Origin of the sequence: Microcoleus sp. AS-A8 (assembly GCA_039962225.1) — a bacterium.
GTDB lineage: Bacteria > Cyanobacteriota > Cyanobacteriia > Cyanobacteriales > Coleofasciculaceae > Allocoleopsis.
In genome coordinates, this window is sequence record JAMPKV010000001.1 from 340,741 (window position 1) to 358,228 (window position 17,488).

The 17,488-nt window shown below is 46.9% G+C and carries 8 protein-coding genes and 1 pseudogene; 5 read left to right on the forward strand and 4 right to left on the reverse strand.

Annotated elements, in window-relative coordinates; translation table 11 throughout:
* Positions 1-353: 353 nt before the first annotated feature.
* Positions 354-1,247 carry a peptidoglycan recognition protein family protein gene (locus NDI48_01310; GenBank protein ID MEP0829841.1) on the forward strand — a complete coding sequence of 298 codons (894 nt, stop codon included), beginning with the start codon at positions 354-356 and terminating at the stop codon, positions 1,245-1,247.
* Between the two features lie 210 nt (positions 1,248-1,457).
* On the opposite strand, the gene NDI48_01315 is transcribed toward NDI48_01310, so the two are convergent.
* From NDI48_01315 to NDI48_01330, 4 genes are all read right to left on the reverse strand, one after another.
* Complete coding sequence (locus NDI48_01315) at positions 1,458-7,649, reverse strand: translocation/assembly module TamB domain-containing protein (GenBank protein ID MEP0829842.1); 6,192 nt, start codon at positions 7,647-7,649, stop codon at positions 1,458-1,460.
* 494 nt (positions 7,650-8,143) lie between these two features.
* Complete coding sequence (locus tag NDI48_01320; protein ID MEP0829843.1) at positions 8,144-9,784, reverse strand: hypothetical protein; 1,641 nt, start codon at positions 9,782-9,784, stop codon at positions 8,144-8,146.
* A 130-nt stretch (positions 9,785-9,914) separates the two neighbouring features.
* Positions 9,915-10,070 (reverse strand): DUF4278 domain-containing protein, encoded by a 156-nt coding sequence (locus NDI48_01325; protein ID MEP0829844.1) that lies wholly within the window; start codon positions 10,068-10,070, stop codon positions 9,915-9,917.
* Positions 10,071-10,618: 548 nt separating this feature from the next.
* Positions 10,619-10,780 carry a hypothetical protein gene (locus NDI48_01330; protein ID MEP0829845.1) on the reverse strand — a complete coding sequence of 54 codons (162 nt, stop codon included), beginning with the start codon at positions 10,778-10,780 and terminating at the stop codon, positions 10,619-10,621.
* Positions 10,781-11,510: 730 nt separating this feature from the next.
* On the opposite strand from NDI48_01330, the pseudogene NDI48_01335 reads away from it, so the two are divergent.
* The 4 genes and pseudogenes from NDI48_01335 to NDI48_01350 all read left to right on the forward strand — a co-directional run bounded on the left by NDI48_01335 (position 11,511) and on the right by NDI48_01350 (position 17,476).
* Positions 11,511-11,780 (forward strand): annotated as a pseudogene (locus NDI48_01335) (aldo/keto reductase).
* Positions 11,781-12,474: 694 nt separating this feature from the next.
* Positions 12,475-15,270 carry a DDE-type integrase/transposase/recombinase gene (locus NDI48_01340; protein ID MEP0829846.1) on the forward strand — a complete coding sequence of 932 codons (2,796 nt, stop codon included), beginning with the start codon at positions 12,475-12,477 and terminating at the stop codon, positions 15,268-15,270.
* Positions 15,270-16,460, forward strand: coding sequence for an AAA family ATPase (locus NDI48_01345; protein ID MEP0829847.1), 1,191 nt, complete (start codon positions 15,270-15,272; stop codon positions 16,458-16,460). Before NDI48_01340 ends, NDI48_01345 begins: the two co-directional genes overlap by 1 nt.
* Entirely contained in the window at positions 16,457-17,476 is a 1,020-nt protein-coding gene (locus NDI48_01350) for a TniQ family protein (protein MEP0829848.1), read from the forward strand. Before NDI48_01345 ends, NDI48_01350 begins: the two co-directional genes overlap by 4 nt.
* Positions 17,477-17,488: the final 12 nt, after the last annotated feature.

A 17,488-nucleotide genomic window follows, 5' to 3' on the forward strand; every position in this document is an offset into this window, starting at 1 on the left:
AAACAACTGAGAAATGAGTACCCGAAGCAATTACAAGGTGTAACCTCTCTAGAGAAAGATTTTGAAACGAAGCAGCAAAACTACGTTGCGCTCGCACGCCGCTGATTCCGTTCGATCTTTTGATACTACCTCTACCTCGAAGGTATAATAATTGCTCCTCATCAAGTGGGGCAGATGGGGCAGGTGGAACAAAAATGCTGGAATTGAGCCGTATCCAGATAGAATCATCTTTGGAACTTCCTCACATCTATTCAGCGTCATTGAAAAAGTAAAGATTAGGTGAATATTCGTCTATGAAACAATATCTCGTAAGTCTTATATTCCTATTAGCTTTGTGGTTAACAGTAATAATTGTGAGTCCGAAGACGGGACGAACAGAATTGGTTAGTGATAACGAGTTTGGAGTACCCCATCAGTTATCCCCTAACTCCAGTAGCGATTCCAAAAATCTGGCTCCAGCTGTTCCATCCAGGTGTGCTCTACAGCCAGAACTCAATAAACAGACATGGAATCAATTCAGTGATATTGAGCTTCAGCCCATTACCCTTTCTCGCTTTAGGAAACTTGGCAGTGAAGTCAATCCATCTACAGGGGAACCTATGAATAGACAAGGTCTTTTAAGACTATTTAACAATTCTCCATCCCAACCCATCGAATCCGTTGCTGTAGCCCATCCAACAAACTATGGAGAACGTTTTCTGAATGACTTATATGGTAAACCTGCCCAATACGCTCCCATTGTTGTGATTCATGAAACCGTTGGTTCAGCTAGGAGTGCCATTAATTTATTCCAAACTCCACATCCACTGGATTCGCAACAAGTGAGCTATCACGCACTGATTAAACGCTCCGGTGAAATTGTTTATATTGTGCCTCCAGACATGAGAGCTTTTGGGGCGGGGAACTCGGTTTTTGAGGGAGAAAATAGACGAGAAACCGTAAAAACCAGTCCTGAACATCCTCCCTCAGTCAACAATTTTGCCTATCATGTATCTCTAGAAACACCAAGAGATGGCAATAATAATCGCCGACGACATAGTGGTTATACCAAGGCTCAATACCAATCACTGGCCTGGTTAATCGCCAAAACAGGAGTCCCTGATTACCGGATTACAACTCATAAAGCTGTAGATCGTTCCGGTCAAAGAGGCGATCCACGAAGCTTTAACAAAGAGAATTTTTTGAACTTACTACAGGCTCAGCCTAGGACGAAGGAGATTGTAATTGATTGCCAACCCCCCTTATAAACCTGATCAACGACTACCTTGGTAAAGATATTTGACTGCAACTTGGTATAGCTGTAGCCATAAGAGTTAGGACTTTCTTTAACGGCCCAAACGACCACATAGCAGTAAAAACCCTTCTGCCCTTTGCCCTGTGTCTTCTGCCTTTTGCTATATAAACAGAGAATCTCCGGTCAGCACTCTGTCTTGATTTACCAAGCCAATTTGTATCACCTAAAATCGAGTTTCATACTCAACCACCGCCCGACTATCGCCCGAAAAATCAGTTGAACCTCGCAGAAGCGTCTTCTCATTGACTCGATAACGCAGACCAAACTGAGCCGCTTGATCGGTCGTCAACTCTTTCGACACAGAAACCGAGAGATTACGACCGATGTCAACCCCAGCTTCAGCATTCAGTCCTAAAGCCGAGGATCGCCGTTTTTCATTTGTAATAATCGTGGGGGATAGACGAAACTCACTCAATCCCAAGGCGTCGCCGATAATATTTTGTACATTACCGAGCAATGCTGACCCTGCAAGGTTGACCAAACCCAGTGTGGTATCTCCTCGACCTAATGTATCAACAAAGCTACCCCCCAAGAGCGCCACGATTTCTGATTTGTTGCGGGATGGGGAACTAGTGAGTTCCAGATTATCCGTAAGCTGGCTGGCGGGGCCTTCCACCTTAGCCTGAATACGAACAGTTTGTAGGCTACCCACACCCGTCAGTGACGGAGCATCGTTAATCTCAGCGGATAGGGGGTCACTTGCAAGTCGCCGTTGCGTGCCTTCTGATACCGATGCCACGAGGCGCACATTGAGGATGGGGTCTAGTCCTTGCTTGCGTGTAAACTGGGCTGTATTTTCATAACCCCGTGCCAAGCGGAACTGGGTGGTAAAGAGATTGACTTGACCGCGCTTGATATCAATAGTCCCCTCCGGTTCGATGTTACCCAAAGAGCCATTCAGGGTGAGTGTACCATCGGCGAGGAAATTCAAGATGGGAGCTTTCGTAATTTGGACGTTTCTATCCAGCTTTAGCCTTAAGTTATCGAACTCAACGCGGTTCGATGAGGTAGAATCACCCCCAATCCCACCGCCACCACCGCCACCGCCACCACCAGTAGCTGCCGTTTGCTCAGCCAGGGACACATCTCCATTAAATAGGGTGACTTCACCCCCAATTTTAGGGTTGAGTGCCGTGCCAGCGATCGCGACGTTTCCTTGAACCCGACCCCGATAAAGTCCTTTCAGGTTTAATCCCAGTTCACCAATATCTATCGCAATGCGCTGGTCTTGAGAACCCCCCTGAGAAATCGGGAGAGCTCCCACTGCCGTTACACTACCCCCACTGTACTGACCCGTCAGCGTTTCAACAATCTCAATCGTATTAAAGTTGAACCCGACTTTACCCTTGACATTGGTTAGGGGATCGGGGAGTGCAGACGCTTGAATGGTGGCATTCTCGATATTCGCACTTCCCTGGGCAACCAGTTGTTCCGGTCGATTGGTCTGCTGATTCAAGATTCCAGAAACCTCAACTTGTACAGCACCTGTGCCATCCACCCAGCTCACTTGCCCCCCTGTAAACAGATTCAACAGGGCAATTCCATCATTTTGGACATTGATGTTGAGGTTGAGTTTGTCCGACGCCGGTGCGACAGTGGCAACCGGTAGCATAAAGGGAATACTACCGCCAATACTCAGGGGATTTTCCGACTCGGCAAGCAGGAGTTCGCTATTAAAGTTGAGACGGGCGTCGTTGTAACTAAAAGTACTCAGCGCTCTCTGAACATTAGTCTGGTTGAGCGTTGCATCAGCGAGGGTAATTACCCCTCTGGCTTGGGGATTTTTAATGCTACCGGAGAGTGTAGCGGTAGCGTTCAACAAACCGGTGAAGCCAACCAGATTGGGCGGTACGTTGGGAACTTTGGAAAGAACCGTTTGGAGTTGGTCAATTGGAATATTCTGTAATTGAAGCTGACCCGATTGTGCTTCGCCACCTATGGTTCCGGAATAGGAGATGAGACTGTTTCCGGATTGAATGCGTAGGGGTAACAGGGAAAGAACTCCATTTTCAAATCTCCCTTCACCCAGCACACTCACCTGGCTAATGTTGTAGGTATCCCATTTCCAATCTTGACCTTCAATATTAATTTGGGTGCTGATACCCGTAGCCAAAGAGCCATCTACAGTTACGGAACCCGTGAAGCGACCTTGGAGTTCGGCAATGTCGGGTAAGACAGATGAGGCTTCCCGTTGCTCACGTTGCTGTTCCTCCAATGCCTTGATTTCTGAAAGACGCCGTAGCTGAGTTTGCAGGGGTACATCGTCCAAGAGGATGGGTGTAACCAGAGTGCCGCCCTGAGAATTGAAGCTGAGATTCGCCGGGGTAACGTTAATCAGTTGAAACGCTTGCAAGGCGGCGACAACAACCGGGAGTTCTCCCTGCTTGACAGTAAGTTTAACGTTTTGGAATTGAGGGCCAGCCGCTGTCCGGGAAATTTTACCCGAAAGCAAGTATTCATTATCAAGGGGTTGGGAGGAGTCGCTGCGGCGGGCGTTAAAGATCGGGCCTGTGATCGCAATATTATTGAGAGAAACCTCGAACGTCTTCAGGTTAACATCCAAGCTGCCGGAGATGTCTCCTTTCAACGGTTGGGTCGCGATCGCAGGGGGTACAGGAGTAAACTCTTTGAGTAGGGCGATCGGGAATTTCTGGGTGCTTACTTGTAACACATCTCCTTGCCGCTGGCCTTGAGCAATCGTCTCACCCCGCTTAATATCAAACGAGACGGGTTGGTAGTCGGAGCCAAGTGCCACCGCAATTCGGTCATTGGCACCCGCCAGATTCAGGTTCAATCCCTGTCCTGCTGCTGTATTGACACTCCCCGTCAGTGGAGATTCAAACGCCAGACCCTCGACGGCAAAATCTCGCAGTGCGATCGTGCCATTCACATTGGGAGCCGTCACGCTGCCTGCAATGCGACCGTTAAAATCCGCTTGTCCCGCTACATTGGTCGCAGTGGGAAAATTGGCTGATAGTTGTTTTAAGTTCAAGTTGTTGGCTTGAACATTAAGATCGAACCCCTGAATCGCTTGTAAACCCTGATTGGCGAGGTTGACATTAACTACGCCATTGGCCTGAAATCCTTCTGCGGTCGCCTGTTGAATTTGCAACTGTTGCTGTTGACCGTTCCAATCAATCACAGCCGTGAGCGAACGATCAATTAAAGCAATCCCTTCACTAAAATTCACTTGCCCACGAGCCTGGATGGCATTGGGAGAAAGGGCGGCTAAAGAACCAGAGACATCCAATTGACCATTCAAGCGTCCTCGTAAATCCGGGGAGAAACTCGCTAAGGGGACATCGGCTGCCTCAACATTCGCCTGAAAACGTCCCTCACGAAGTTGCACATTAGAAGCATTGATGGTGCCTTCAGCCACATTCAATCGTCCAGAACCGCTTCCCTGAATCGTGGAGGGACTCAAGTTATTCAAGGAACCCGCTAGATTAAAGTCTCCCGTGAGAGCACCGCGAAACTGGGGGGGTACCTGCGCCAGACGTTCGACTTGTACCCCAGAGGCTTGGACTTGGGCGGTAAAATTCCCATTGGCCAGTTGGATGTTGCTTGCCCTGATGGTGCCGCCAGCGACATTCAAACTCCCCGAACCACTGCCTTGAAGGGTGGCAGGACTCAAGTTCGCTACATTACCCGCCAGATTAAAGGTACCCGAAAGCGACCCCCGGACTTGGGGGGGAACATTACCTAGACGCTCTACGGGTACCCCAGAGGCTTGAACTTGTGCCGTGAAGTTACCATTGGCCAGTTGTACGTTGGTTGCCCTGAGTGTCCCTCCGCCTATATTCAAACTCCCTGAACCGCTCGCTTGAAGGGTCGCAGGACTCAAGTTCGCTACATTACCCGCCAGATTAAAGGTACCCGAAAGCGGCCCCCGGACTTGGGGGGGAACATTGCCGAGACGCTCTACGGGTACCCCAGAGGCTTGAACTTGGGCCGTAAAGTTACCATTCGCCAGTTGCACATTGGTTGCCCTGAGTGTCCCTCCGGCTATATTCAAACTCCCCGAACCACTGCCTTGAAGGGTCGCAGGACTCAAGTTCGCTAAATCACCTGCCAGATTAAAGGTACCGGAAAGAGGCCCCCGGATTTGGGGCGGGACTTTTGCCAAACGCTGTACCTCGACCCCAGAGGCTTGAACTTGTGCCGTGAAGCGACCCTCTGCTAGTTGGAGGTTAGTTGCCCGAATTGTCCCGCCAGCGACATTCAATCTGCCAGTACCCGTTCCCTGAATTGTAGCCATGCTCAACTCGGTTAAAGGGCCTGAAAGATTAAAGTTGCCGGAAACAGGCCCCCGGAGTTGAGGTGGAACTGTCGCGAGACGCTGTACCTCAACCCCAGAGGCTTGAACTTGTGCCGTGAAGCGACCCTCTGCCAGTTGCACATTCGTTGCCCTCACCGTCCCTCCGGCCAGATTCAAACTGCCTGTGCCACTGCCCTGAATTTTCGCTGTACTAAACTCCGTCAGTGGGCCAGAAAGGGTAAAGTTACCGGAAACGGGAGCGCGAAACTGAGGGGGAACCTCTGCCAGACGCCCTACCTGTAGATCCGAGGCTTGGACTTGTGCTGTAAAGCGACCATTCGCCAGTTGGATATTTGTCGCTCGAACTTTGCCGCCAGCGAGATTTAAACTTCCGCTACCACTGCCCTGAATCGTGGCAGCAGTGATGTTCGTCAGAGGGCCAGAAATCCGCAAGTTGCCTGAAACCGGGACACGAAACTGGGGGGGGACTTCTGCTAGACGCCCTACCTGTAAATCCGAGGCTTGGACTTGTGCGGTGAAGCGTTTTTGGGTGGCCTGGATATCCCTAACAGCCACGAAACCCTCGGCGATTTTGAGATTGGCTGAACCTGTAGCTCGCACATTATCGGCATCATTGAGGGAACCGACAACTTGCGTTCGACCAGAAATCAGACCGAGGGGAACTGGGGGTTTAAAATCGTAAGTTAAGGCGATCGCATCTCCCGGCAGGTTATTCCCCTGGAAGTTGAAGGTCACACCCCCGCCCTTAGAACCGAGTTGTACCTGCCCGTTGCCAGTCACCAAACCGCCTAAGCTGGGCAAGGCGCGCAGGTTGCTCACTGATAACGTGGAACCCACGACACCAAAGTCAGAGGCGATCACCCGAAATTTCACCTTATCAATTTGAGCCACATTCGTGGTGGTAAACTTACCCGAAACAACGGGTTTATTCGGAGTCCCAGTTACCTGAAGGTCAGCTTTTAGTTGGGCTGAGGCGAGTACAGGCAAGGTTTTGATATTAAAAGTTCGTAAAGCCTGCGGCAATTGAATCGCCTGAGTCTGCGCTGATAAGTTAAAGCCCGCTTGGGTATCTATGGTTCCATTGGCTTGGGCGGGTATTTGACCAAATAGTGTGTTGACTTTCTCTAACCGAATTTGCGTGCCTTTAAAACGCAACTGACCGGTTGTATTGGCAAAGGACTGGGGCAAAGGATCGAGTTGGGCTGTAACGTTTTTCAGGCCAGCGGTGCCCAAAAACGTCAATGGCTTTTTAGGTATGGATTTAACTTCCAGATTGCCATTGATCGCTCCGGCTTGTAAAATCAGCGGCAACTGGATTAAGCGACCGACCTCTGGAGCACTGAGGTCATTGCCCAAAATGGCGGCATTGATTTCTCCTGTGGCGGGAATGGTATTTCCGCTAATGGTGAGATTTCCCCCAGCCGCCAACTGCCCGCCTGTATCAAACTTAATTAGCTTATTGTTATTGAGGAAAAGAGCCTTTCCGGAGGACAGAGAGAGGGGAATGGGTTTCTTCGAGTTCCCCGATGCTCCCCTCGGTACCAAGACAACATCGGCATCCCGTACCCGCAAGACGTTGAGTTTGATATCGAGCTGACCTTTCGGTAACGTTTGAAGGTCGAGGTCAAACCACCTTCCGTCTTGAGCCTGTTCGAGGTAGACTTTGGGCTTGACTAGGGTGATATCAAGGGGTAAGGTGCGATTGGTCAGCAGCGGCAGTAACTTAAAGGACACCTCTACTGCTTCAGCGGTAGCGCGATCGGAGTCTGTGGCGGTTGCAGGTAAGCTGGAGGCACCAAACCGTAAGCCCGTGGGGGAAAAGCCTTCGACACGCCCCAGGTTGACTGGACGATTGATGAGCTTACTAACCGTCGTCTCGACCTGTGGTGCTAATTGTCGGTAGACAAAAAACCATACCCATGTTAAACCTCCTCCAATCCCAGACAACAAAATTAGGCTGAGAACAATCGCTAAACGCTGCCAGTGCCGTCGCCTCTGCACAGATGTAGAGGGCTGTTCGGGTGGGTTTTCAGAAGTGGGTTCCGGTTCGTTGCCTGGATTTGGGGCGTTGGTCATGTTAGTCTTGTCTCGCGCCTCACATTACAAAAAGCATTGCGGTTGCTGGCGTAATCCATCCTACTAGTAGGAGTACTTTTCAATACTGATAAAACCAGTCCAATTAAAGCTGGGTTTGCAAATATTAATCAAGAATACGCCACTGGACTCCACACCGAATATTCATGGCTTCAGCAAAGGAACTCATTTTTGAGTCCCCAAACTCTCAACGCCGAGTACCTCGTCATGAGTTTTGAAGTAGGTTGTGTTCCAAGAAAAGACCTCTCTTGGTTTAACCTCTGCACACTTCTAAAGACGCTATTTGGGGTAAGGGGGGTTCCCTATAAAACCTGATCCATTCCTCTGATTCACCGAAACCTTGCTCCAGGTATGCCATTGAGAGGCATCTCAGCTTAGACCAAAAACAAAGGGTTCCCACTCACTCACTTGGATTGGAAGGGAACCTATTGGAATATTATTGAAAATCGAAGATGAGGATATAAAGTGTTGATTGTTTAGTAGCTACCCTTGAGCATACTACTAAAGATATTGAAGTTTTTGTCAATCGAATTGATTAAACCCACTGCATTGGAGAGCGATCGTGGTGGATTAGAAATCAGAGTATCCTCAGCAATTAAACGATTAAAATCCACTTTAACTTCGCCTGAACGCTCTGTTTTTCCATCACTCTCATAAAACTTGACCCCCGCCAACTGCATAAGTTTGATAAATTCCTGAGCCATAATCCCATAGCCAATGGTCGTTGGATGAATCCCATCGAGTGAGAATAACCCCCCACTGGTACGACCCTTGGGGCCTGAACGATAGAAGCGAGAATCTGGCACCGGTGACAGCGCTTGCAGTTGAGGTGGCAACTGATACTCGCCCCCCACTTTGTCCCACCAATGGGGTCTAGCTTCGGGGTCTTCAATATAGCGTCGAGAGGCTAAGCGATCAAGTAAGCCAGCGGTTTCAAATAAATACCAATCTCTACCTTCGTTGCGGCCTTGGCGTACCACTTCTGTAATGTAGTCGTTGTACTGGTCAATCGCGCAATCAATCGCCCTCGCTTCAGGCCCTGTGATCTTCGGATGCTTCTTGGGGTCAAAATCATCGTCGCTAATCCACGGCAATGTGTAGAAGGGGAAGTAGCGAGACCCTGGGTCGGCTTTGTTACCCTGAGTATCTTTATTGACACCACGAGCAAAAGGCGCGATCGTGACGTGAGGCACCGTTCCCCAAATCACATGACGGGCACGGATTTTCTTGACTTCCGTGACCAGCTTATCCAGTTCTGCCTTAAAGTGAATCGGACGCCAAACGGTATAGCGGTCATTAATTGCCATATCGTCATAACCCTCAGCCGTCCACTTCACATTGAAGGTGAGAATACTGCCTAGAGCATTATTTGAACCGATGAGAATAATCAGCGTTTCAATCCCATCTCCGTCCAGGGTTTCTGTTGTTCCCACCTGCGAGAGTGCTGCCGCTGCCTGTAGGGGCGTGAGGGCGTTGCCGCGTATATCTCGTGCTGTGTTCAACACTCGTATAGCCGCACGTTCGTTGTGATATTCGACAACCTGCCGCAAATAATCATCCTTTGCCGGATTCTGATCTAAAACTCTTTGACAGGTTTGTGCTGTGCCTGAGAGGGTATTGCGTAGATCCCATCCATAAACGGCTAAGTTGTGGTTGATCTTTCCGCTAGGATCGGGTGGAATGGAGCCAGAACCACGCTCCCAATAATCTTCTACTTCATCTAAGTAATTACGTACAAGGGATAAGAAAGAAGGAAATTCCCACCAATCGATGGTTTCACCTAACTTATTTTCTATCTGTCGAACTAGGTGCTCTAAGTTGAGTGGTAGTCCATTTCCTGGCCCCTCATAGGTTGGATAACGGAACTGATTCCACCCCAATTCTGTGGCAATTATTCTGGGATAGGAGAGATTTGTATTAAAAATTGCTCCACTTTGAAAGCCCTGAGTTAGAGAGTCCCCAATGGTAACCAGACGATGTCGGGGAGTTCCTTGTCTATTTACATTAACAGCGATACCAAGGGTTGGGTCTGTAACAGGTTCACGCGCCTGTGCACGAATTACGACATCCTCCGGCGTTTTAGGGTCGAGCATGTCAGAGGTGACGGGTTTTGCCATATTGTCTTTTTACTCCAGAGTCGGCATTCGTTACAGGATAATCCACCGATACTCAGGTAAAATGCAGAATTTACATTACAAAATGTGATTCTGAATGCTCATACCAGAGCATTCATGGAAAGATGTTTGTCTATGTACGAACCCGCCAGACTTGACCCCGATATTTTCCAGTTATTTTATCCTGACCCACCTCAATCGGGGGAGTAGTTGCTTCATACTTAGCGCCACGATAAATGAGTTGGGTTTTTTTGTTCTCCTGAGACTCGGCTACGGATTCAGAAGGCAAAAAGTATTGTCTATTGCTCAGCAATACTAGGATCAGAAGTAAACACTGGAGCGGCCAAGGGGCACAAAGCAAACTCAAGAATAAGCTGATCACTAAAATTGAACTGGCGAGAGTAGCGATTCCATCCGAGGAATTTCTACAGATATAGGCACAAAGTAGGACAGTCACCAATGAAATTATGAAAACCCATAACATACCTATTCCCTCCATTACTAGGAGCAGAAGCTTGTATTGAAATGATGGCTAATGATCATCTACCTTTATATCACCTAATAGGATTAAATCTTCTTGGCGTGTGAATCTACCCTAATAGGGTACAGTTTAGATTTTTTTAAATAAAAATTATTACATTTTAACTTTAAACAGGGAGAAGCCGAAAGAGTACTAAACTCTTATTGTTAAGACACGATACTCCCATTGCCACTCTCAGAAGGCTGAACCTCTCCTCCTCACCCAGCGAGCTGCTTTTTCTGGTGCTACAGCGCAGTCGCCTTTGTTCCAACACGGCAAGCGGCAACGGGGGCATGAATTATCTTCTAGAGCAATCCTTATGCTTTACCACTGTTGCTATCAGAATCGCAAGCTTCTGTGAAAGCCCAATCTGGATCTTCCTCTCTACGGGGATCTGTCTTAAAATTGGGCTTGGGTTTAGAGGTAGAAAAGCCCACCAATGCGGAAAGACCAAGAACAACAATAGCTATGATTTCCATTTGTTCTGCCTCAAAAATTGATATTTCAACGATGGAAAGCGTTCGACGAGTTAAACAGCTACAATACGTAACGCCTTGTAGAGAGCAACTAGGGTCTTGTGGCAGATGCGAACGAAATTCTTTGAAGACTCATCCTATTAGAAGAGTGAATGCTCTAGTGACTCGGTAGTGCATGGGTCGAGCTAAAAATTGGCTGATAGATATAGGCTGTAGGAGTCTTGAGTACTGAGTAACATCCACCGATCGCTCTAGGGAATTGTTCAGAAAAAAGATTGGTTGTCTCTTTACCCATCAAGTCGGCGACTTAAAACCCTGCCAGAGATATCCCTGCTGCGTTCCTGACTCAATACTCAGGACTTTCATCGTAGAATTCCCAGTCGGTAGGATGAACTTGGATTCATTATGCTACCTTTTACAGGGACGGCAACTAATTTCGGGAGAATTAATCAAAAGCTTTTTATTCTCCTCAAAGCATTATGTAATTTTCATAAAACTTAGGCTCTTCAGGAACAATTGGCAGCGATCGCACATCTAAATGTTTCTCTTCACATCCTCTGCGGATGGGTTGGCGATCGCTTCCTGAGCCATGTGACTTTTAATCTAACCCTTCAGCCCACGCTGAAGCCGAACTTAACGTTTATATAACAATCTGTAACAATTAATATAGCCTAGCGCCACGGGTGCCTGCGGCTGTAAAGCCTTTAAGCCATTGTCAAATCATACAAGCCCGATGAACCTATCCGCATCAAGCCGACTTCAATTCACCCCAGATTTGAATATCTGTAGTGTCTTAAACGGCATGTGGCAAGTATCGGGTGCACACGGACGCATTGACTCACAGCGCGCTATCGAGAGTATGTTCCAGTATATGGATGCAGGCTTTACGACTTGGGACTTAGCCGACCATTATGGCCCAGCAGAAGACTTTATTGGAGAATTTCGGCGTCAACTTATCAATACTCGTGGGAAAGAGCGACTCAAGTTATCGATAGATGCTTTTGATAGCTTAGAATAGTTATTTATTTATCGATTACAAGGAAATTTAATACAATAGAAATTATCTATTAATTGCCTCCTTTTTCTATTCTGTTTCATCTTTATTTTTACCTTTAAATTTATATTTAATTTACTACTTGATAGCTAATGCTGTCACCTCAGAACTCCTTAGCCGCTAATAAAAATACTAAGCTGCCTCACCAAGCAATCAAGGTTTTTGTCACTACAACCATAAGTTGAGCAAAACTACAACCATAAGTTGAGCATAAGAGCCGCTGTAATAGGCATTCTCTTGTTCAGGAGAATATATCCCGATCTCCATTTAACAACCATAAGTTGAGCAAAAAGAGAAATCCTAGGCATAAGTTGGCACAAAATCGCAAACCGTATCCCCGACAAAAACCATAGGTATTAGACCAACTCTCACCTCAGTCCGACCAGCGACTGAGGAGCTACCCTGCTCATCTTCAAGTGAGCATAGCTATCTTCATTTGTAAAGGAAATTGTAATACTTCTCAATAAAAAGCCTTTTAAGTAGAGGAAACTTATTTTAAATTATGGAAGTTTTTGCCTATATTCAAGGAATCACTCAACCTATTAATTGACCACCTGTGTAGCACTCGTAAAATTCTCATCAGTTTCAAACCCAGCTAGGTGAGGAACAAACCGTTAGTTCAGGAGTAAGAGGAGACTGGTGGATGCTCACTGAAGATGAGTTCAAAAACTGGTGTCGCCGCCTTAATATGACGGAACTAGCGAGGAAGAGCATAGAAATAATTCGCTCATCCGAACCATCGCGGCTTGTTGGCGGGGGTAGAAAGAACGTTTCAGGACGCTATCCCAGCCGCAAGATGAGGAGAACGATTCAGTTCGAGTCACACCGTAACGAGCTAGCGCATATCTATAAACTAGAGCATGACCAAGATGTGCTGGAGTACTACGACCAGCCTCCCCCCATTGAACTTATTTACCTGAGTAAGTCAGGACGACGCATTCGCCAGTTACACACGCCGGACTTTTTCGTCATTCGGAAAAACACCGCAGGCTGGGAAGAGTGCAAGACACAAGAGGAGTTACTCAAAAAAGCACAGGAGAGTCCGAACCGTTACCAGCTCACAGAGCCTGGTAAGTGGCAATGCCCTCCAGGTGAAGAGTACGCACACGCATTGGGTTTGTACTACTGTTTTCGCTCATCTGCTGAAATTGATTGGATATTCCAGAGAAACTTTGTTTGGCTGGAGGATTACTTTCAAGCCAAGTTGCCACAAGTAGATGAGGAGGTGTCTCGTGCCGTCCTTTCAGTTGTAGAAGCCGAGCCGGGAATTGTCCTAACCGACTTACTCAATCGTGTTGAGCAAGCTAAGGTCGATGACCTCAATATCCTGATTGCTACTGATCGAGTGTACGTTGACCTCAGTGCAGTTCCCTTGAGGCAGCCGGAGCAGGTGCAAGTTTTTCTCGACCAAGAAGAAGCTTTCACTTATGCTCAAGTGACCAAGATTGCTCCCCCAACGTCTGTAAGCCAAATTTGCGCCGTTAAAGTTAGTGCCGGAACACCAATATCCTGGGATGGTGCAAACTGGCAGATTGTTAATACGGGGAACACCTCGATTGGACTATTGAAAGACAATGACGATTTTATCCAACTACCCAATAAGGTGTTCGAGGATTTAGTTGAGAAAGGACAAATCACGGGGCTTCTAGCCCAAACCGAATCAAGCCTTAATGCTGAAGTTGAGGAAATACTCCGCAAAGCCAGTAAGAGAGACCGGGAAGAAGCCAATCGTCGCTACAAAACGATTGAACCCTTCCTCAATCGCAACTCATCCACCAAACCTAATAGCTCCGAACGTCGTTGGATTGCGAGCTACCGAGAAGCCGAAAAGATTTACCAGCGAGGCTTCATCGGACTCCTACCGAACCATCAACAGAAGGGAAATTACCAGCCAAAAATCAGTGAAGAAGTCCGAACCCTGATGGAGGCGTTTATTGAGGACAAGTATGAAACCCTCAAGCAGCAGTCAATCAGCCGAATTTACTGGTCTTTTAAAGAAGAATGCATCCAACAAGGAATTAAGCACCCAAGCTACGAATTGTTTCGTAAAACCGTTCACGGGCGTCCTGCTTATCAGAAAACTCTAAAGCGCCAGGGACATCGAGCCGCTTATCAAGAGGAACTGTTCTACTGGCGCTTGGACAGAGAAAAAACACCTCCCCACGGTGAACGTCCGTTTGAAATCTGCCACATCGACCACACCGAAGCCGATGTTGAGTTAGTCAGCTCAATTATGGCGACTCTTGGCGGTGACTTAGAGTTCTTGTGTGATGGTAACGGCAATAAAGCGCGTCCCTGGTTAACCTTATTGATGGACGCTTACTCAAGGCGAATACTTGCTGCTTACTTGACTTTCGATCCACCCAGCTACCGCTCCTGCATGATGGTTTTGAGAATTTGCGTCCAACGCTTTGGTCGCCTTCCCCAAATCATCGTGGTAGATAATGGTGCAGAATTTAACAGCAGCGACTTTGAAACCCTCCTCGCTTACTACCGATGCACTAAGAAACAAAGACCATCAGCTAAGGGACGTTTTGGTTCAGTCATTGAACGCTTCTTTGGGGTTGCCAACCAGGAGTTTTGGCACAATCTAAAGGGCAACACCCAGATTATGCGAAATGTTCGGCAGGTAACCAAAGGCGTCAATCCGAAAAATCAGGCAGTCTGGACGCTGGGCAAGGTATACGAATACCTGTGTGAATATGTTTATGAAGTGTATGAAGCCTCACCTCATCCTGCCTTAAGGCAGAGTCCTAGAGATGCCTTCAAGGCTGGCCTAGCCAGAGGAGGTAGTCGAGACCATTTGCTCATTTCTCCAGACGAGTTTCGGCTACTATCGCTCCCCTCACCAACAGACCGAGAAGGCAAAAGAAAAGTTACGCGGCAAGGGGTAAAAATTAACCACCTCTACTACTGGCACAAATCCTTCAGTGGGATAAAGGTTCGGGATACAGATGTAGAAGTGAAATATGAGCCATTCGATATCACTGTGGCTTATGCCTACGTCAATAAAGAGTGGGTGAAATGTTCTTCAGGTTACCTCCAAGAACTCCAAGGTCACTCAGTACGAGAGTTGATGATTGCTACCGCTGAACTAAAAAAGCTTAACGAGATTCAAAATCGGCAATTTACTGAAATCACAGGCAAAAAACTTGCTCAGTTCTTTGCCTCTGTAGAAAAGGAAGAGGTTGCTTTATCGCCACCTTCACGAGAGGCGAAAAAAGCTGTGCTAGCGCAGCGCAAGCGGGATTTGGAAGTCAAGCCGGTACATGCACTGATTGACGGTGATTATGTGGAACAAGATACTGATTCTTCTGTAGACCATCTTGAAGAGTCTAAAAGCTATGAAAGTGAAAGTTTACCCCTGTCCACAGAGTCTATTCCGCTGGATGATGAGGATGATGATTTTGAAAATTTTCAACCTCTAGAGGAATGGTGATGGCAACTAAGCAGGGATTCCCACCAGAATTACTCACTCAATCAACACAAAAGCGCTTAGATTACTTCAAGGCTCCCGGTAAAACCGTAAGGCACCGGAATCTGGAATTAGTGTATAACCAAGTTTTGCGTGCCATTCGAGAACCAGCAGGAGCTTCGATAATTCTAGTCATGGGGCCATCCGGTGTAGGAAAAACCACATTACTGCGCTTGGTCGAGAAAAATATTCTTGAGGAAAGCTTGCCACAGATGGAACTCGACCCCGGTTGGATTCCGATTGTCTGTGTTGAGGCAGTTGCACCAGGTAAGGATACTTTCAGGTGGAAAGACTTCTATAAACGTACCCTGATTGCTATCGATGAACCACTGATTCAGGAGAAAATTAGCTATACCGAAGACGGTATCCGCCGTGATAGCGAAGGGAAACTTATTGTTAAGTCAAGGGCAACTGAAGATAGCTTGCGTTTAGCGATGGAGCAAGCGTTGTCTCACCGTAGACCCTACACTCTAGCGGTAGATGAATTTCAGGATATTGGTAAGATGGCTAGCCAAAAGGTTTTGGAAGCTCACATGGACTCTATTAAGTCAGCCGTGAATACGACCAAAATTCCCTGGACTGGGTTTGGGACTTATCAACTTCTGGACTTCCTCGAACTGAGTCCCCAATTAAGCCGACGTACTCGGATTATTCACTTGCCTCGCTACCGCCTAGAGGACGAGAAGGATATTGAGGCGTTTAAAGAAGCTCTAAAACATTTGCTGTATCGGATGCCATTACCAGAAACACCCCGCCTAGTGAACAAATACTGGGAGTACTGCTACGAACGTAGCATTGGCTGTATTGGTACACTTAAAGATTGGCTGGTACAAGCACTTGACCTCGCTCTTGAAGAAAAAGCAACGACTCTCACCCTTAATCATCTCGAAAAAACAGCAAAGTTAACCTCTGAGTGCATACAAATGGCAAAAGATGCGATCGAGGGTGAAGAAAGGCTGACTGATAGTAAAGAGAGCCAACGCCAATTGCGTGAACTTCTCAACCCAAAGAAACAAAAAGTTCAGGAAGCTCAAACTAACTCAGGTAAAGACGATAAGCAAGAGAACAACGGTAGCAAGTCAAAGGGTTCGAGCAGACGACGAGTGGGTCAACGCAATCCCAAGCGAGACCCAGTAGCAAGTGAATCATTATGAGTGTTGATGAATCCACTTCGGTGGAGATGTGGGATTTGCAAAAACCCGCTATTCCACCGCGTAGCCGTCTTTATCACTTAGAACCTATTGGAGTGGGGACACCCTATACAGAAAGCTTAAGCAGTTATCTCTGTCGATTAGCTCAGGAGCATTGTGTTACCTCTGGGAAACTGATTGTAGGAGAAATTGCTCCACAGATGATGGGTGAAGGATATAAGGTTACTTTCATTAAAAAGAATGTTAGTACCATTTTCAGTAACAGTGATGCCAAGCCAGCCATTAATGGGATGAGGGAAAAGACGCAATCTCTTATCCAAGCTTTAAAAGAGCTAACTCAGCGTAAAGACTTAGTGTTTTTAAGCCTTTTAACTTGGAAAGGAGTAATTAATGAGCGAGAATTATTTCGTCAATATCGAGCCTGGTGTCCTCAGTGTAATGAGCAATGGCGACAAGAGAAGAAGGTGATTTATGAACCTTTACTGTGGTCTTTTCGACAGGTTGATGCTTGTCTGAATCACAACTGTCTCTTAGTTAATGAATGTCCCTACTGTAGTTCCCGCTTACCTGTGATTGCTAATTCCTTACAACTAGGGTTTTGTTCTCGTTGTAAGCGTTGGCTGGGAAGCCAAAAAGACGAGAGTCAAGTATTAACAGCTGATGAACTGGCGTGGAATCAGTACAAGATAAAGAGTATTGGGGATTTGATTGCAGTTGCTCCTAAATTAGAGTATCAGCCTACTCTTGACGCTTTGAATAAAAAGTTCCAGCTTATTTTATTTTGTTTTGAAAGAGCCGTTAATCAAGATTTGACTCAGTTTATTAGCTTGGGCAAGATTATGGAGCAACTGAAGATAGCCTTAACTCAACATTATGATAAGCCTTTTCATCTGAGCAACTTAGTTATTCCAGTTTGTTATCAAACTGATATATCTATCACTCAATTATTTTTAGAAGAATTTAATTTATTAAGTGAAATTTTACTGAGGAATTTTAAGATAAATTACAGGCTTACTTAACCTGTATTGTTG